Below are 17,353 nucleotides of genomic sequence, written 5' to 3'. Positions count from 1 at the left end.
AATTCCATGTGGGAATGAAAGGTGTCAGAACTTCTGTAAGGTTGCGGAATGGAACTACGCCTGTTGCGTTCGTTTATAGCGGTAGCGGAGAATCGCAACTTCGGAGCCGCGGCGAGGGCGCTGATGACAACCCAATCCGCCCTCACCAAACAGATTCAACTCCTGGAGCGGCAGTCAGGAAGCGCTCTGTTCACCCGCGGGCGCCACGGTGCCGTCCTGACCGCCGCCGGCGAGGCCTTGCTCGCGGATTCCGTTGATCTGGTGCGCAGGGCAGACGCCCTGGCCCAGCGTATGGAGCGCGTGGCGATGGGCGCTGAAGGTGTGCTGAACGTGGGGTTCGGGATGTCTGCCATTGACGTTGCGCCGCGCGCCGTCGCCGTCTTCCGGGCTGGCCACCCTGGCGTGGACATCAGGCTCGAAGACATGTCCTCCACCGCACAATTCGAGGGCATCCGTAACGGTTCTCTACACGTTGGATTTGTTCGGCTCCCGGCTCCGCCGGGCATTCTCACCCGCGAGATTCGCAGTGATCAGCTGGCCCTAGCCATCCCATCCGGCGAGCCCGTGCCGTTGGCTGATCGCCGGAGTCTGCGTGAGTGGTTCCAGGACCGCCCGCTCGTCAGCCTGCTTCAGGCCAGGGGTCCAGGGCTCGCGGCTCAAACCAGCGAACTGTTCAAGGATCTGGGATGCAGCCCACCGTCGATGTACGGGACTTCGGACTTGCTGACAGTCCTGGCTCTGGTGGCCGCAGGAGCGGGTTCATCGGTGGTGCCCGCAAGCGTTTCAGCGATAGCACCCGAGGGGGTGCAGCTCGTCCCGATCGACCTCGACTCAGCATCTTGGAGTGTGGGGACTGCCTGGCTGGAAGAGTGCCGAAATCCCCTGATTCCGCTGTTTCTAGAGTTCACTCAGGCCACCTTGAATCTCAGGGGCTGAGGCATGGGGGACCGCCGGGGCATCCACGTCTAAGGCACTTTCGCACGTGCCATTTTGGGCTGTTGACATACTGGAAGTAACGCGGGTAACCTAAGTCACATGCCCCTCGGGTAACGCGCGTTACCAACAGCGTTTCCTGCGAAGCAGCCAGACAATGAAGCACTGGCAACACCATCGCATCAATCAAGAGCTCCGGAGCATTCAATGGCGAAAACCAACCCCGACGAGTCCGCACCTGTGCGGCAACGGGGAGTCACCATGAAGGACGTCGCCAACCACGCCGGCGTCTCCCGGACTGCAGTCTCGTTTGTGCTGAGTAACCGCGAAAACGCCAGCATTTCCGAGGAAACCCGCACCCGGATCAATCACGCTGTGCAGGAACTGGGCTATCGTCCCAATGCCGGCGCACGTGCGCTGGCATCCCGGCGCAGTGACTGGTACGGGATAGTCACTGAGATCGTCACGGCACCTTTCGCCGTCGACATCATCAAAGGAGCCCAAGACCAAGCCTGGCTTGACCGCCGGTTCCTGCTTATCGCGCCCTCCGACCAGGCCGATGCCGTAGGACCCAACCAGGGCCTGGAAGATGCCGCAACTGAAAAGCTGTTGGAGCAACGAGTGGAAGGACTTTTGTACGCAGCCACCTTCCACCGGGGCGTGCATGTTCCACAGAGCGCCAATGAAGTACCCACCGTCCTGATCAATTGTTTCGACGCGGACGGGAAGCTGCCCTCGATCGTCCCTGACGAGCGTGGGGGTGGACGCGTGGCGGTGGAACGATTGCTCCAAGCCGGTCACACCCGGATTGGCATCATCAACCTTGACCCGGATATTCCGGCTGCAGTGGGACGTTTGGAGGGTGCACGCGAAGCACTCGCCAACGCCGGACTGGAGCTTGACCCTGAACTGGTGGTGTCAGGATACGCAACGGCTGACGGGGGCTACGAAGCCACGTGCCACATCCTGGATCGCTACCCGGAAAGTGACAGGCCAACAGCACTGTTCTGCCTCAATGACCGCATGGCGATGGGCGCCTATGACGCCATCAAGGAACGGGGCCTGACCATCCCCGGGGACATCGCCGTGATCGGCTTCGACAACCAGGAACTTATTGCGGCCTACCTGCGGCCGAAATTGACCACGGTTGCGTTGCCCTTCGAAAAAATGGGCGCCTTGGGCGTCCAAACGCTCGCCGCTCTTACAGCAGGACAGCCGATCCTTGCCGACCAGCAATTGGTCGACTGTCCGCTGCTAGAACGCTCTTCGGTCTGACCGCGAAATCAACGTCGAAGAGCAAACCCTTACCCACCCCTTCACCTTGGACGATGAAGATAGGAAAGAGATAACCATCATGACACAACCCCGATACTTCCGGGCTGCCCGGATGACGGCGGCAAGCCTTGCAGTGGGCGCGATGCTGCTCACCGGCTGCACAGCAAATGTCACTAAAACAAGCACCTCCGACGCCGGAGCGAACGCCAGCGCGTTCCTCACCATTCCGCGTGAGGACATGGGCACGTTCGTGCAGAACTTCAACCCGTTCGCTCCCACGGTGAACCCGATGGTTCAGCAGTCCATCTACGAATCCCTCCTGATCTTCAACCCGGCAAAGGGAGACACGGTGCCGTGGCTGGCCACCGAGTGGAAGGCGGCAGAGGACGGCAAGTCGGTCACCTTCACCCTTCGTGACGGCGTGAAGTGGTCCGACGGGCAGCCCCTCGTTGCTGATGATGTTGCCTACACTTTCGAACTTCAGAAGAAGATCAAGGGCGGCTTCGAGTATCTGGACACCGTCACCGCCGAAGGCAACAACGTCACGTTCAACTTCAACAAGCCGTGGTCGCCTGCCCTCTACGACATCGGCCAACTCATCATCCTGCCCAAGCACATCTGGGCTGCTTTGCCGGACCCGGAAAAGGATACGAACGCCAATCCGGTGGGTACAGGACCGTACACCGAAGTGGATACTTTCCAGGCCCAATCCTTTGTGCTGAAGAAGAACCCCAACTACTGGCAGCCGGAGAAGCAGAAGATCGCCGGCATCAAGATGCTCGCCTTCGCAGGAAACGACGGCGCCAACCTCGCCGCCGCGAACGGGGATGTGGACTGGGCTCCGCAGTACATTCCCAACATTGAAAAGACGTTCGTTTCAAAGGACAAGGAACACCGCCAGTACTGGTTCCCCGCCACCGGTTCAATGATCAACTGGCAGCTCAATACCACCAAAGCGCCGTTCAACGATGTTGACGTGCGCAAGGCATTGAGCATGGCTGTTGACCGCGATCAAGTCACCAAAATTGGGATGAGCGGCTACGCCAAGCCGGCGGACTGCACTGGACTCTCCGGCAACTATGAAACCTGGAAGAACGCCGCGGTCAAGGACAACTGCACGTGGACCAACCACGACGTACAGAAGGCCAACGAGCTTCTGGACAAGGCGGGCTATCCCAAGGGAGCAGACGGGAAACGCACTCTCAAGGACGGGAAGCCTTTCGAGTTCAGGATTTCCGTGGGCGCCACTTCTTCCGATTGGCTGTCCGTGGCCAACGTGATCTCGCAGAACCTGGCCGAGGTGGGTGTCACTGCCAAGGTGGAGTCCCCGGACTGGGCTGCAGTGGTTGCCGGCTACGAGACCGGCGACTTCGACTCCGGGATCGTCTGGAGCGCCAACGATCCCAGCCCTTACAAGTACTTCAACACCACCATGGGCACCTCCACTGTGAAGCCGGTGGGCACCAAGACGTTTGATAACTACCACCGCTTCGGCGACGCGAAAGCCGACGCCCTGCTGGCCGACTTCGCTGCGGAGGCCGATCAGTCCAAGCAAAAGGACATTGCCAACAAGCTGCAGGAAGAGTACAACGACGCCGCACCCCTGGTGCCGCTGTTCTCCGGCCCTGAATGGGGTGCCTTCAACGACACCCGGTTCACCGGCTGGCCCACCGAGGGCAACCCGTATGCAACCCTTTCGGTCCGCGCACCCACAACGGTGCTGGTGCTGACCACGCTGGAACCGCGCAAGTAGCGTAGCCGGCCGCAATCTGCGTTCAGCCCTCACCGCACGCCCGGCGGCTCTCCGCCGCTAAACCGGCGAACCCGCCGGGCGTGCCCTCTCACACTTTCCGCAATTCCCGAATGGAGGGAAACCGTGCGCTTCATCCTGCGCCGCCTGGGTTTCTACCTGATCGCCTTCTGGGCATCCATCACCCTGAATTTCCTGCTCCCGCGGTTCATGCCGGGAGACCCCGTGTCCCGCATGTTTGCCCGCTCCCAGGACCGAATGCAACCTGAACAGATCGAGGCCCTGCGCAAGCTGCTGGGTGTTGATGACCGGCCCATTTGGGAGCAATACATCGACTACATGCACAACGTCTTCACCGGGCAGATGGGTGTCTCCATCTCCCGTTTCCCCACCCCTGTCACCGAAGTCATCTCGTCCCAAATCGGCTGGACACTCCTGCTGGGCGGAACCGCACTGGTGATCGCCGCCGTCGTGGGCAACTTGCTGGGTATCCTGGCCGCTTGGCGGCGCGGCGGAGCGATAGACTCCGCGCTCCCACCGGTACTGGTGTTCATCGGCTCGTTCCCGTACTTCTGGCTCGCCATGGGTGCGCTGTACCTGTTCGGCGTGGTGCTGGGTTGGTTCCCCATCCGGCATGCGTTCACGGACGGTTTGGAGCCGGCATTCACGTGGGAGTTCATCGGCGACGTCGGTGCCCACCTGGTGCTGCCGGCGCTGACGATCGTGCTGGTCTCCATCGGCGGCTGGATGCTCGGGATGCGAAACACGATGATCGCCACCAATTCCGAGGACTACATCACCATGGCCGAAGCCAAGGGCCTCCGCCCGGGCCGCATCATGCTCCGCTACGCAGCTTGCCAACTTCCTGGTGGACATCCTCTACGTCCGCCTCGACCCGCGCGTGCGCAGCAACTAGAGGACTGACCATGACAACCGCACTTCTCAAGCAGCCAACCCAGCCCACAGCTGTCCGCAAGCCCAACCGCAGCTTCATCCACGGCCTTATCAGCAACAAGAAAGCGCTGACGGGCATGGCCGTGATGATCATCTTCATTGCACTGGCCTTGCTGGCGCCGCTCCTGTTTCCGGGCGATCCGTCAAGAATCACCGCCATGGCTTCCCTGGAACCATCGGCCGAGCACTGGCTGGGTACCACCGCCAAAGGACAGGACGTCCTGGCGTTGACGGTCCACGGTTCACGAAGCTCGCTGTTCGTGGGCCTGACAGTGGGCATCGCATCGACGTTCATCGGCATCCTGGTTGGCCTGGCTTCGGCGTACTTCGGCAAATTCATTGACGAAGCACTCTCCCTGGTCACGAACGTCTTCCTGCTCCTTCCCGGTCTGCCGCTGCTGGTTATCCTGGCCGCTTTCCTTCCGCCCGGCCTGGGCACGGTGATCCTGGTTCTGGTGGTGACCGGATGGGCCGGCTCGGCGCGGGTCCTGCGTTCACAGGCGCTATCCATCCGTTCCAAGGACTTCGTGGCTGCGGCTGTTGTGTCCGGCGAACGGGCTGGCCGGATCATGTTCCGGGAGATCCTGCCCAACATGGCCTCGATCGTCATGGGCACCCTCCTGGCTTGCGTGATTTACGGAATCGGCGCGCAAGCTGGCCTGGAGTTCCTCGGACTGGGCGATGTCAGCACGGTCTCCTGGGGCAACAACCTCTTCTGGGCCGGCAATGAAGGCGCCTTGCTGACTGGCAGTTGGTGGGTCTTCGTTCCTTCAGGCGTGTGCATCGCGCTGGTCGCGTTCGCCCTTGCCCTGATCAACTACGCCGTGGACGAAGTCACCAATCCGCGGCTACGAAAGATCAAGACGCCCACAACAACACCCACGAAAGCCGAAACGAGCGCCGCCAAATGACCATCTCCCAAGTTTCTTTCGGCTCCCACGAACCCGTCCTGGACATCAAGAACCTCACGGTCAAGTACATCGGCGACACCCGCTCCACCACCGCCGTCGATCGCGTTTCCTTCAGCATTGGCACCGGTGAGGTGTTCGGCCTTGCGGGGGAGTCCGGCTGCGGGAAGTCCACCATTGCCAACTCGATCATGAGGCTCCTGAAGGATCCTGCGAAGATTGCCGGCGGCAGTATTTCCTTCGGTGGTAAGGACGTCCTCGCCATGAGTCCGGAGGAGCTGCGGCGCTTCCGCTGGCAGGACGTGGCCATGGTGTTCCAGTCGGCCATGAACTCGCTCAATCCAGTACTGACCATCGGCGAACAGATCGTGGATATCTTCACCACACACGCCGGTTACTCCCGCAAGGAATCAATGCGGCGTGCCGGTGAACTGCTGGAACTGGTGAGAATTGACGCTGCCCGGCTTAAGTCCTATCCGCACCAGCTCTCCGGCGGCATGCGTCAACGCGCTGTGATTGCCATGGCGGTGGCGCTCAAGCCGTCATTGTTGATCCTGGACGAGCCCACCACCGCCCTGGACGTGGTGGTGCAGCAGGAGATCATGGCCCAAATCAAGGAACTCCAACGCGAGCTTGGCTTCTCCGTCCTGTTCATCACGCACGACATGTCCCTCATGGTGGAACTCTCGCACCGTATGGCCGTGATGTACGGCGGGCGCATCGTGGAGACCGCCAAGGCCCAGGACGTCTACGCCACCCCCCGCCACCCCTACACCCAGGCGCTAATGGGCGCGTTCCCGCCGCTCACCGGCCCCCGCCTTCCGCTGACCGGACTGCCCGACGGCGTGAAGTTCCGCAACATCCCGGACCTCACCGAGGCTGCACCCGGCCACTTTGTGGCACCGTTCGGTGCCGACGCTTCGGTTGCTGAGCCCGCCAATCTGGAAGGAGCCGCACGATGAGCCACTCACTGATCACCCCATCGGCAGTGTCCAACACCGGCACCCCTGCCCTGGAGATTCGCGGCTTGGGAAAGACCTTTCCTATTGGCGGCCTCTTCTCCCGCGATTCTGTCCGCGCCCTGCACGGGATCGATCTGACCATCGGCAAGGGCGAAATCGTGGCGCTCGTGGGGGAGTCCGGTTCCGGCAAGAGCACCCTGGCCCGCTGTGTGGCGCGGCTCGAAAAGCCGAGCTCGGGGGAGATCCTCATTGACGGCGTCGACGTCCTGAAACGCGACCGGTTCCAAGCCTCACGTGCGTTCAGATCACAGTTGCAGATGGTGTTCCAAGACCCCTTCGGATCCTTGAATCCAGCCCACAGAATGGATCACTTCCTCCGGCGCTCACTGGCAATCCACGGCAAGAGTGGCAGAACGGAGCGGGAGACCCAGAGTCGGCTCGAAGAACTCATGACCACGGTGGGCCTGCAGGCCGACATGCTGAACTCGTATCCGCACGAGCTCTCCGGAGGCCAGCGCCAACGCGTTGCGATCGCCCGGGCACTCGCCGTTGAACCGCAGGTCATCCTGGCTGACGAGCCCACGTCCATGCTGGACGTTTCTGTCCGGATCGGCGTATTGAACCTGATGCGCAAGCTCCGCGACGAGCAGGGCATCTCCATGCTCTATATCACCCACGACCTCGCGTCTGCCCGTTACTTGGCAGACCGGACTGCGGTTATGTTCGCCGGCGAATTGGTTGAGGAAGGCGAATCCTTGGACCTTCTGGCCAACCCTGCGCACCCGTACACGCAACTGCTGGTTTCAGCTGTCCCGGACCCGGCCCGGGCAGGCTCGTATGATCCGGTCCGCAGGGCCGAATTGCGGAAAGCCGTGATGGCCTCACAGCACTGTGCGTTCCATGGCGATCCGAACCAAGCATGTTCGTCAGAGGAACCTGTGCGTCATCAGGTGGGTGACCCCGAAAACCGTCACTGGGTACGCTGCCACCTCTACCGGCCCTGGGCCGCTGCCGGCGGCCATGCCTTGGCCAGCGAGCCACTCCCACCCAGCCACCCGGCGTCGAACGCTCAAGAAAAGGCTTCCGCATGACTGAAACCACCCACCCGCTGGCCACCATTCCACGGGAAGAACTGCTCTCCCGCGCCGAGGCAGACCCCCTCCGACCGCGATTCCACTTTGTCTCGCCGGCCGGTTGGCTCAACGATCCCAACGGGGTCAGCCAATGGAACGGCACGTACCACCTGTTTTACCAATACAACCCTGAAGGTGCCTTCCACCACCGCATCCAGTGGGGTCATGCCACCAGCACGGACCTGGTCACCTGGAATGACCAGCCAGTGGCCTTGGAACCTTCTGCCGGACCCGATGCCGAGGGCTGCTGGTCCGGGGTGTTGGTGAACGACGACGGTACGCCCACCTTGGTGTACTCGGGACGGTTAGAAGACAAGGAGCTTCCCTGCGTCGCAGTGGGTTCCCCGGACCTGCTGACCTGGACCAAAGATCCCGGAAATCCTGTTATTGCTGCACCGCCGGCTGGCGTTGACATTACGGCTTACCGCGATCACTGCGTATGGCGCGAAGGAGACACCTGGCGCCAGTTGGTGGGTTCAGGAATCCGTGACGTCGGGGGTACCGCGTTCCTGTATGAGTCCTCGGACCTCAGGACCTGGGACTACCTTGGGCCACTGCTGATTGGCGACGCCTCCCAAGGGGATCCCGCAGACACGGACTGGACCGGGACCATGTGGGAATGCGTTGACCTGTTCCGGGCCGGTCAGGGACGGTTGGGGTCCGCGCCTGCTGACCACTCGCCCGACGTGCTGGTTTTCTCCGCGTGGGACGACGGCGAAACCCGCCACCCGTTGTACTGGACCGGCCGCTACGCCGGGGATACTTTCACGCCGGAGGCGCTGCATCGGCTGGACTACGGGGGCCGCTTCTTCTATGCACCGCAGTCTTTCCTGGATGAGTCGGGCCGACGCGTCATGTTTGGCTGGATGCAGGAAGGGCGAAGTGACGCGGCGATGGTGGAGGCCGGCTGGTCCGGAGTCATGAGCCTGCCGCGGCTCACCACAGTGGCCAACGACGGAACCTTGGAGTTTGCACCGGTTCCGGAAATCGGCAAGCTGCGCAGAAACCACACCAGCGTGCCGGCCCAAGTGCTGGTGGGAGCCGGAATACCGGTCACCACAGCTGTGTCCGGCAACCAGCTGGACCTTGAGCTGGATGTGCAACTGGCTCCCGGGTCAGAGATTCGTTTGGGCGTGCTGGCGTCGGCTGATGGCGCGGAGCAAACGGTGATCGTGCTTGGCCGGGATGCTGACGGAACCCCTACCGGTACCCTTCGGCTTGATCGCACCCGCAGCAGCCTTGACTCTGCCGTTGATGTGGAGGAGAAGTCCGGCCCCCTTTCCATGACGGACGGTCGTGTTCGCCTGCGCGTGTTGGTGGACCGGTCCGCCGTCGAAATTTTCGCCAACGGAAAGCCGCTCACCGCCCGTATCTACCCGACGCTGGGCGGCGAGGGCGTGACACTGGCAGCCACCGAAGGTTCGGTGCGGCTGCTCTCCTTCGATGCCTGGACCATGGCTGGGGTCTTTGAAGAGACCCGTAGCCTCCTGCCTGAACGGAAGTGAAACCCATGAAGAATTCACCATCAGTCTCACGCCGCGGACTTCTCACCGGCGCCAGTGCGGTAGCCATCGGCGGATCCTTGGCGCTGTCAACCCCCGCTGTGCCCGCCATGGCGGCGGGCGGCCCAGCTTCGAAAGGAACATCCCGGATGCGCCCGGCCTATCACTTCAGCGTGGCCGACAACTGGAAAAACGATCCCCAGCGGCCCATCTACCTGGACGGGGAGTACCACTATTACTACTTGTACAACGCTGACTACATCAACGGCGGTGGTGGCACGTCCTGGCGCCGTGCCACCACTACCGATCACGTCGCGTTCCGGGACCGAGGTGTGGCGATACCGAAGTTCAGCAACGGCAACGGCGACTGTTGGTCAGGTTGCATGGTGGTTGATGAGGGCAATACTGCGGGATACGGGGCAGGTGCGGTCATTGCCCTTGTGACGCAAGCGCCGGAAGGCCGTCAAGCCCAGTACTTCTGGTACTCCAAGGACAGGGGCCGCTCCTTTAAGCCCGGAGGCCTGGCTCCGGTACTGCCCAACCCGGGGGTCCATGATTTCCGCGATCCCAAGGTGATCTGGGACGCAGACCGTGGCCGTTGGTTCATGGCCAATGCAGAGGGGCAAAAGCTGGGTTTCTACACCTCCCCGGACCTGCGGTCCTGGACGCGTGTTGGCGAGTTTCTTCGCAGCGACCTCGGGCTGCTGGAGTGCCCCGACCTCTTTAGGATGACTGCCGACGACGGCACCTCCCACTGGGTCCTCGGGACCAGCGCCAACGGCAAAGGGCGCGGATTACCTGCCACGTATGCGTATTGGACTGGAGCCTTTGACGGCAGTTCGTTTACCCCCGACCACGCCGAGCCGGAATGGCTCGATTACGGCTTCGACTTCTATGGCGCAGTGACCTATCCGCACCACCATGCCTCGGGTGCGGAAGACCCCACTCTTCGACGCGCCATCGGGTGGGCCAATTTCTGGGATTACCCCCACAACACACCGACCCTTGCCACTGATGGCTACAACGGCGATGACATGATTGTCCGCGATGTCCGCCTCAAGCGTGGAAACGGCTCCTACTACCTCGCCTCCGCCCCCACCTCGGCATTGGGGGACCACGTGAAGCGGACACACCGGCTCGGTGATGTGGCGGTTGCTGGCACTCATGATCTGAAGATCCGCTCGAACGCCTACGATCTGAGCTGCGAGCTGGTGTGGAACCCGGACGCGCCGCCGGCCAATCTAGGGCTGGAAGTATGCCGTGCGCCCGGTGGAGGCAGGCATGTGGCGGCGGGCGCTTTCCTGCGGGGCCCGTTTACCTACGTCAACCGCCGCCCAACCATCAACCCCACTGGAGGCGAAACCCAAACCCCGGTGGACCCCTCCACTGGCCGCCTCACGCTACGCATCCTTGTGGATCGCACCAGCGTGGAGGTGTTCGTGGGCGATGGGCGCGTGGTGCACTCGCACAGGGTTTTCCCGCTTGAAGGCGACGACGGCATCCGCCTCTACGCCCATGAAGGATCGGCCACGTTCAAGGACCTGACCATCCGCGAACTCAAGGTCACCCCCTAGCCCGCCCGAAGACAGAGAGACAACTGATGGACTACCTCAAAACAACGTCAGACCAAGCGCATCCCGAGTTTGATGTGATGGTGGTGGGTGAAGCGCTCATGGACGTCGTGACCACCGGGACGCTCAGGGCTGAACACCCGGGCGGTTCGCCCGCCAATGTGGCCTACGGACTTGCCCGCCTCGGGGTCAATACCTGCCTCCTGACAGCCATCGCTCCGGACGCGTGGGGGAGGCGCATAGAAGAGCATCTCAGTGGCGCGGGAGTAGTGGTTCTGCCGGGATCAACATCGCTCACCAGGACGGCATCGGCCACAGCAACCGTTGCTGCCGATGGTTCCGCCCACTATGACTTCGACATCTCCTGGGAACTGGCGCCTCAGACGCCTGCGCACTTCCCGAAAATGCTGCACACCGGGTCCATTGCCACTTTCCTTGATCCAGGCGCCAGCGTGGTGAAATCCCTGCTGGAACAAGCCCATCGGCACTGCGTGATCACTTACGACCCAAACATCCGCCCGGACCTTCTTGGCAGCCATGCCGAAGCGAAAGCGGTCTTTGAGGACCTGTTGGCTTACACCGACGTGGTTAAACTCAGCGACGAGGATGCGCAGTGGCTATATCCGGGGATGACTTTTGACGAGACAGCCGCTCACATCCTGGGACTCGGAACCAGTCTGGCGGTCATTACCCAGGGCGCCGCAGGTTCCTACCTCAGCACCCCGGGCTTTGACGTCACCGTGCCTGCCGTGAAAACCAACGTTGCAGATACCATCGGCGCCGGCGACTCCTTCATGTCCGCCCTGATTCTGGGATTGCTCAACCGTGAAACGGAAGGCTTCGCTCCCGGTGTTCTGGAGCAGCTCGGACGAGCGGCGGCCGCGGCTGCGGCAATCACCGTTCAGCGCCCGGGAGCACATCCGCCCAGCCTTGAGGAACTGAACGGACTGCTCGAAAGTCAGCGGGTTGGATGAGAAGTATCGACGTGGCTTGAAGGCGGTCAGCGTGCGTGTGCTGCCTCAGGTGCAGGTGCAGGTGCAGGTGCGGTCGCGCGGAGTTTCTTGCTGCGTGCGGCGAACTCGGCGGGGAGTATCAGCACGATGACAACAATCAGGGCCAGGAGCAGCAACACACTGGCGGTGGTGAGGGCTGCGCTGACCTGCGAGGCCAGGTCCAGTGTGGCCGTCCCGCTCGTGGGGACCGTCGCTGCGGCGGCCACTGCGATGCCGAGCCCTAGGCAGGTGCCTACTTGGTGGAACGTGTTCACCAGGCCCGATGCCGCCCCGGCGTCGGCGGCTGGTGCTCCGGCGATGCCGAAGGAGGTCAGGGGCGCGAACGCGAGCCCTTGGCCGGCACCGATGAGCACCATGGGCAGGGCTACCCCGGGCATGTAGCCAGTCCCGACTCCCACCCCGCTGAGCCAGAACATCCCGGCAAGGGTGACCAGCACCCCGGCCAGCAGCGCGAGTGAGGCGGGCACCCTGCGGAGGAGGTGAGGGATGCTCATGGCAACAGCGAAATTGACCGCTGTCATGGGCAGGAATCCCAAGCCGGCCTGCAGGGGGTCGAATCCAAGGACTTCCTGCAGGAACCGGGTGGTGAAAAAGAAGAAGGAAATCATCGCTCCGAGGTACAGAAATCGTGCCAGGTAGGCTCCGGTGCGGCGGCGGCTTCTGAACAGGCGCAGCGGCATGATGGGCTGGGCGGCTTGCCGTTCGATGAGGACAAAAGCGATCAAAAGTACGACGCCGGCACTGACGGCCGTGAGCGTCACAGGCGAGTTCCAGCCCGCTTCGGCCGTGTGGATGATCCCGAACACCAGGGCGCCCACGCCGAGGGTCGCGCTGAGGGCGCCGAACAGGTCAAAGCGCCCGTTGACTCGTCCGGTCTCCGGGAGGAACCGGGGAGCGAGCGCGATCATTGCTACGCCGATGGGCACGTTGACGAAGAATCCTGCACGCCAGGAGATCCAGTGGGCCAGGGCCCCGCCGATGACCAGTCCGAGGCTGGCGCCGATGCCGGCGGTCGCACCGTACAGCGCCACGGCACGGGTGCGTTCGCGGCCTTCCGGGAAACTCGCAGTGAGCAAGGAAAGGGAAGCCGGGGCGACGATCGCGGCCCCGATGCCCTGAACTGCGCGGCCTGCGATCGCCCACCCGCCCGACGGTGCCAGCCCGATCAGCAGGGAGGCGATGGAGAACACCACCAAGCCGAACACAAAGACACGTCTGCGGCCGAGCAGGTCTCCTGCCCGGGCGCCCAGGAGCAGCAGGCCACCGAAGACCAGCGTGTACGCATCCTGAACCCACGTGAGTTCACCGGTGCCCAGGTGCAGATCGGCCTCCAGGCTCGGCAGTGCAGTGAAGATGACCGAGTTGTCCAGAAGGATCATGAAGTAGCTGACGAGGATGATCGCCAGAATCGCCGCAGGGTGGGCGGTAGTTGCGGGTGCAGGTTTCATGCTTTTCATGCAATCGTGATCCCCTCTTTGTGGGGAGTCACGGTTGTTCCGGGTACTGCCAGTCCCTCCCTCGGTCTGAGGCATCGGCGTAGCGTGGAAGCCATGACACACAGCGAGGACGTGCGGAAGTTCCTGACCACCCGCCGCGCCAGAATCACCCCCGATGAAGCCGGACTGCCCGTCTATGGCGGCAACCGGCGCGTCAGCGGCCTGCGCCGCGAGGAGGTGGCGATGCTCGCCGGAATGAGCATCGACTACTACATCCGCCTTGAACGAGGAAACCTTTCCGGCGCCTCGGACAGCGTCTTGGAAGCGCTCGGACGCGCGCTGAAGCTCGACGACGCCGAGTTGGCCCACCTTTTCGATCTGGCCCGTGCCGCCACTGCTGTTCCCCGTGTGAGGCGCAAGCGCAGTCCACAAACGGTACGGCCGAGTGTCCAACGCGTCCTCGATGCGATCACTGGGGCACCAGCCTGGGTCCGCAACGACCGCGGAGACGTCCTGGCCGCCAACGACCTTGGCCGCGCGCTTTATCTGGAATTGATGGCCGAACAGACAGTCCCGCCGAACAGTGCGCGCTTTACTTTCCTGAACCCGAAGGCGCGGGATTTCTTTGCCGATTGGGAACGTGCTGCCGATGACATGGTGGCCGTCCTCAGATCCACGGCAGGGAAAAACCCGTACGACAAGGACCTCACTGACCTGATCGGTGAACTTTCAACCCGAAGCGAAGAATTCCGGGGCCGGTGGGCACGCCATGACGTGAAGTACCACCGCACAGGCCGGAAGCGCCTGCACCATTCGATCGTGGGGGACCTTGACCTGACTTTCGAAGCGCTCGAGCTGGCTGCGGACCCGGGGCTGCGTATCAACATCTATACAGCAGATCCCGGGACACCCTCCGAGGACGCCCTGAAAGTCCTCGCCAGTTGGGCCGCGACCCAGCGCCAGGCCGTTGATGCCGTGGTGAAGGAGACGAACTAAGGAGCCTCGTTGACTACCAGCGTTGTGGCGATGGCCACTGGATGAGCAAGGGCAGGACCACTGGTGGGTGGTCCTGCCCTTGCTGCGATGGGTCGCGCCCCTGCGCCCGTCGGTCGGGCTACCTGTTGCGATGGTGTGCTGGAGCGGTTCCTTACGCGTACCGAGCGTGTTTGTCGGTGTCAGTTTGTTCCTCGGGGCTACATGATGCCTGTAGGAACGAGCAGTGCCCAGGCCAGCGCCGGTGCCACCAGGACTACTCCGCCGGCGTACATCATCAGCTGCTTGTAGACGCGCTGACGGTCATCTTCGCGGGCGTTGGCTACTACCAGGGCACCGTCGGTGGAGAAGGGCGATACGTCCACCACCGTTGCGGCGATGGCGAGGGCCGCCACCGTTCCCGATGCACTCAGTGAGCTCGTTGCCAGCAAGGGACCAGCCAAGGGGATGAAGGCCGTCAGCAGCGCGGTGGAAGAAGCAAAGGCTGAGCCTACGCCGATGACGTAGCAGAGAACCAGGGCGATGAGGAGCGGGGCTCCGAGTGCCAGGGCTTGTTCGGCGAGGGTGTCGATGACACCGACGTGCTGCAGGAGGGAAACGTAGGTGATCATGCCAGCGACGAGCAGCACGGTGGACCAGGAGACTCCGCCGATGAAGGTCTGGTGCTCTTTGATGTTGACCAGCGCCAACAGGAGCCCTGCCGAAAGTGCCACGAAGCCGATGGGCATGTGGAAGCCCAAGGCGCAGACCAGCATGGCGACGATGAGTCCCAGGGTCAGGATCTGCTGGCCGTGAGGCCGGGTGGCGCGTGCCTCGAGCTCGGCGTGCTGCCCGGCAGCGCCGTCGCGAAGTTTGCCCAACAGTGCGAACAGCACCACGGTGAGCACTGACAGGATGAGATTCAGTGCGAAGCTCGCTCCGAAAAGAGCACCTTGGGAGATCGGGAAACCGTTCTTTACAGCGATGTCATGCACCAGGACGCCCGCCACGGAGAGCGGGGAGAAGCCGCCGGCGTGGGCTCCGTTGATGATGAAAGCGCCCATGAGAACCGGGTGAATGCGTGATTCGTAGGCCAGTCCGATCGCAGCCGGTGCCAGCAATGCCACGGCGGCGGGGGAGAACGTGCCCAAGGCGGTGAGTGATGCAGCCAGGAGGAAGAATACCCACGGCAGAAGCAGCGTCTTGCCACGAACAAGCCGGACGCAGTTTTGGACGATGATGTCGATGGTCCCGTTCCGCTGGGCCATGCTGAAGAAGTACGTGACACCGATGATGGTGATCACGATGTTTGCCGGGAAATCGGCCAGGATCTCTTTGTCGGTCATTCCCAGCATGAAGTAGCCAACGCCGAAGGAGGCCACGAGTCCCATGACGCCGATGTTCAAAGGCCACTTGGTGGCGACGACGAACATCACCACGAGGATTACCAGTGGGATGATCTGGATGGCGGTCATGGTCGGCTCCGATTCAGGGGTGGCCGCCGGGTTGAAGATGGCACCCCCAAACAGGATGGCAATCAGACCCAGGATGACAGAAGCGGCAACCGTTATCAGCAGGATACGGCGGCGGTTGTCGGGACGCTGGGAATCTTCTTCCCGGAGGTCGCTCTCAGCCTCGGGAGCTGGTGTGAAAATAGTCTTAGCCATGGTGTTATCTCCTCATCGAGTGGCTGTTGCTAGTGAGGCTTCGACGACGTTGCCGAGAGTCTCCGGGAGGTGAATAGTGCTGGAGGCGATGGTGCGCGCTGTTCGATCGACACCCACCAGAAGGGAACCATCGTGTTCCTCGCTCCAGGTTTCGATGACGCCGGCAGGCGTCCTGAGCTTCAGCGCTGCTGGGGATGTGGTGCCGGCGATGGTGTTCATCACGGTGCCGGGCGTACGGGCAGCGAGCGTTAGGGCAATGCTGCCGGTGATCGCCAGGGCCGGATGCGGCTTGCCCATGGAGAGCATCATGACGTTGACGTCACCTTCGGCGTCAGGACCTTCGGGCGGGCCGACAATTGCGAGTTTGGGAACAGCCCGCGCGGCTTGAGCGGGAGTTGCTGCCATGCCCATCCGGACCGCAGCCTGGCGCCGTATGACGTCCAAGGTGTCCAACTGCAATTCGATGCCGGCTTTCCACGTGTCGTAGCGGGCAGTGTCCAGTCCAAGCTCCTCGGCCCGGACCATGACCACCGGTGCCCCAGCGTCCACCATGGAAACCGTCCAGCGGGTTCCGCCGGCAGTGATCGTGTCCGTTGCCGAGCCGGTGGGAAGTAGCTGTCCGGTGGTCTTGCCGGCCGGATTCTGGAATCCGAGCCCTACTCTGTACCCGGGAAACACGACGCCGGGCATCTGTGCGTCCGGGACGATCGGGAGGGCGCCGGCGGGAGTCGAGACCTGCTGAATGATGATCTGACCCGTGTTGGTGTTCCTCGTGACGATACGGGTGGAATCGCCGTCAGGAACTACCCACCCTTTCTCGATGGCGTAGAGGCCCACAACCGCCGAGCAATTCCCGCAGTTGCTGCCCCAGTCAACAGAGGCTTCTTCGATGCCCACCTGGGCGAACGTGAATTCGACATCCACATCATTTTCTGCCGGGCGGTTAAGGATCATGGCCTTGCTGGTGGTTGAAGTAGCCCCGCCTACGCCATCGATCTGACGGGAATCCGGGCTTCCGAAGAGGCGTGGCAGGAGGTCGTCCAGATTGGCGTTCGCCCTGTTCAGATCTTCAGTCTCAAAGACCCAGCACTTACTGGTGCCCCCGCGCATCCACTCAGCTTCGATCTTCATTGTGCTTCCCTGCCTCTCGTGGCATCTTGCGAATATTTGTTGCCTGTTATGAGGATGATGCGGATCACATATGAAGACAATGTTGGATGAATGAGGGGGAGTGTAGTGATCCTTCATTCACTGTCTGGGCAGGGTCAGGACGATCT

Annotated in this window: 13 protein-coding genes and 1 pseudogene; 11 read left to right on the top strand and 3 right to left on the bottom strand. The window is 62.4% G+C overall.

Annotated features, from left to right (window positions below):
* The first annotated feature begins 48 nt into the window (after positions 1-48).
* The 10 genes and pseudogenes from ACIQH5_RS02365 to ACIQH5_RS02320 all read left to right on the top strand — a co-directional run bounded on the left by ACIQH5_RS02365 (position 49) and on the right by ACIQH5_RS02320 (position 11,962).
* Positions 49-936, top strand: a complete 888-nt coding sequence (locus tag ACIQH5_RS02365; protein ID WP_400399931.1) for a LysR family transcriptional regulator — start codon at positions 49-51, stop codon at positions 934-936.
* Between the two features lie 204 nt (positions 937-1,140).
* Positions 1,141-2,208 carry a LacI family DNA-binding transcriptional regulator gene (locus tag ACIQH5_RS02360; RefSeq protein WP_400399929.1) on the top strand — a complete coding sequence of 356 codons (1,068 nt, stop codon included), beginning with the start codon at positions 1,141-1,143 and terminating at the stop codon, positions 2,206-2,208.
* 79 nt (positions 2,209-2,287) lie between these two features.
* On the top strand, positions 2,288-3,961 hold the full coding sequence (locus ACIQH5_RS02355; RefSeq protein ID WP_400399927.1) for an ABC transporter substrate-binding protein: 1,674 nt from the start codon (positions 2,288-2,290) through the stop codon (positions 3,959-3,961).
* Between the two features lie 123 nt (positions 3,962-4,084).
* Positions 4,085-4,813, top strand: a pseudogene (locus ACIQH5_RS02350) (ABC transporter permease); the annotation flags it as partial.
* A gap of 71 nt (positions 4,814-4,884) precedes the next feature.
* Entirely contained in the window at positions 4,885-5,823 is a 939-nt protein-coding gene (locus ACIQH5_RS02345) for an ABC transporter permease (RefSeq protein ID WP_400399925.1), read from the top strand.
* Positions 5,820-6,782: an ABC transporter ATP-binding protein gene (locus ACIQH5_RS02340; protein WP_400399923.1), complete on the top strand. Its 963-nt coding sequence runs from the start codon at positions 5,820-5,822 to the stop codon at positions 6,780-6,782. The genes ACIQH5_RS02345 and ACIQH5_RS02340 overlap by 4 nt, the downstream gene beginning before the upstream one ends.
* Positions 6,779-7,873 (top strand): ATP-binding cassette domain-containing protein, encoded by a 1,095-nt coding sequence (locus ACIQH5_RS02335; RefSeq protein ID WP_400399921.1) that lies wholly within the window; start codon positions 6,779-6,781, stop codon positions 7,871-7,873. The genes ACIQH5_RS02340 and ACIQH5_RS02335 overlap by 4 nt, the downstream gene beginning before the upstream one ends.
* Positions 7,870-9,420, top strand: a complete 1,551-nt coding sequence (locus tag ACIQH5_RS02330; protein WP_400399919.1) for a glycoside hydrolase family 32 protein — start codon at positions 7,870-7,872, stop codon at positions 9,418-9,420. The genes ACIQH5_RS02335 and ACIQH5_RS02330 overlap by 4 nt, the downstream gene beginning before the upstream one ends.
* Before the next feature lie 146 nt (positions 9,421-9,566).
* Positions 9,567-10,991, top strand: coding sequence for a glycoside hydrolase family 32 protein (locus tag ACIQH5_RS02325; RefSeq protein ID WP_400400240.1), 1,425 nt, complete (start codon positions 9,567-9,569; stop codon positions 10,989-10,991).
* A 26-nt stretch (positions 10,992-11,017) separates the two neighbouring features.
* Complete coding sequence (locus tag ACIQH5_RS02320; RefSeq protein WP_400399917.1) at positions 11,018-11,962, top strand: carbohydrate kinase; 945 nt, start codon at positions 11,018-11,020, stop codon at positions 11,960-11,962.
* A gap of 26 nt (positions 11,963-11,988) precedes the next feature.
* Here ACIQH5_RS02320 and ACIQH5_RS02315 read toward each other — a convergent pair whose 3' ends face one another.
* Positions 11,989-13,449, bottom strand: a complete 1,461-nt coding sequence (locus ACIQH5_RS02315) for an MFS transporter (protein WP_400399915.1) — start codon at positions 13,447-13,449, stop codon at positions 11,989-11,991.
* 102 nt (positions 13,450-13,551) lie between these two features.
* Here ACIQH5_RS02315 and ACIQH5_RS02310 point away from each other — a divergent pair, with 102 nt between their 5' ends.
* A complete protein-coding gene (locus ACIQH5_RS02310) occupies positions 13,552-14,433 on the top strand; it encodes a helix-turn-helix transcriptional regulator (protein ID WP_400399913.1) in 882 nt (293 codons plus the stop codon).
* Positions 14,434-14,630: 197 nt separating this feature from the next.
* On the opposite strand, the gene ACIQH5_RS02305 is transcribed toward ACIQH5_RS02310, so the two are convergent.
* Positions 14,631-16,076 carry an SLC13 family permease gene (locus ACIQH5_RS02305; protein WP_400399911.1) on the bottom strand — a complete coding sequence of 482 codons (1,446 nt, stop codon included), beginning with the start codon at positions 16,074-16,076 and terminating at the stop codon, positions 14,631-14,633.
* A 12-nt stretch (positions 16,077-16,088) separates the two neighbouring features.
* Positions 16,089-17,207, bottom strand: coding sequence for a PrpF domain-containing protein (locus ACIQH5_RS02300; RefSeq protein ID WP_400399909.1), 1,119 nt, complete (start codon positions 17,205-17,207; stop codon positions 16,089-16,091).
* Between the last annotated feature and the right edge of the window lie 146 nt (positions 17,208-17,353).

Source organism: Paenarthrobacter sp. NPDC091711, assembly GCF_044756605.1.
Lineage (GTDB): Bacteria > Actinomycetota > Actinomycetes > Actinomycetales > Micrococcaceae > Arthrobacter.
This window is presented reverse-complemented; position numbering and strand designations above follow the sequence as displayed.

Bases quoted from the DNA above. Each gene is read 5' to 3' on its own strand.
- ACIQH5_RS02365 (WP_400399931.1), top strand. From the start codon at position 49: ATGGAACTACGCCTGTTGCGTTCGTTTATAGCGGTAGCGGAGAATCGC.
- ACIQH5_RS02360 (WP_400399929.1), top strand. From the start codon at position 1,141: ATGGCGAAAACCAACCCCGACGAGTCCGCACCTGTGCGGCAACGGGGA.
- ACIQH5_RS02355 (WP_400399927.1), top strand. From the start codon at position 2,288: ATGACACAACCCCGATACTTCCGGGCTGCCCGGATGACGGCGGCAAGC.
- ACIQH5_RS02345 (WP_400399925.1), top strand. From the start codon at position 4,885: ATGACAACCGCACTTCTCAAGCAGCCAACCCAGCCCACAGCTGTCCGC.
- ACIQH5_RS02340 (WP_400399923.1), top strand. From the start codon at position 5,820: ATGACCATCTCCCAAGTTTCTTTCGGCTCCCACGAACCCGTCCTGGAC.
- ACIQH5_RS02335 (WP_400399921.1), top strand. From the start codon at position 6,779: ATGAGCCACTCACTGATCACCCCATCGGCAGTGTCCAACACCGGCACC.
- ACIQH5_RS02330 (WP_400399919.1), top strand. From the start codon at position 7,870: ATGACTGAAACCACCCACCCGCTGGCCACCATTCCACGGGAAGAACTG.
- ACIQH5_RS02325 (WP_400400240.1), top strand. From the start codon at position 9,567: ATGCGCCCGGCCTATCACTTCAGCGTGGCCGACAACTGGAAAAACGAT.
- ACIQH5_RS02320 (WP_400399917.1), top strand. From the start codon at position 11,018: ATGGACTACCTCAAAACAACGTCAGACCAAGCGCATCCCGAGTTTGAT.
- ACIQH5_RS02315 (WP_400399915.1), bottom strand. From the start codon at position 13,449: ATGAAACCTGCACCCGCAACTACCGCCCACCCTGCGGCGATTCTGGCG.
- ACIQH5_RS02310 (WP_400399913.1), top strand. From the start codon at position 13,552: ATGACACACAGCGAGGACGTGCGGAAGTTCCTGACCACCCGCCGCGCC.
- ACIQH5_RS02305 (WP_400399911.1), bottom strand. From the start codon at position 16,076: ATGGCTAAGACTATTTTCACACCAGCTCCCGAGGCTGAGAGCGACCTC.
- ACIQH5_RS02300 (WP_400399909.1), bottom strand. From the start codon at position 17,207: ATGAAGATCGAAGCTGAGTGGATGCGCGGGGGCACCAGTAAGTGCTGG.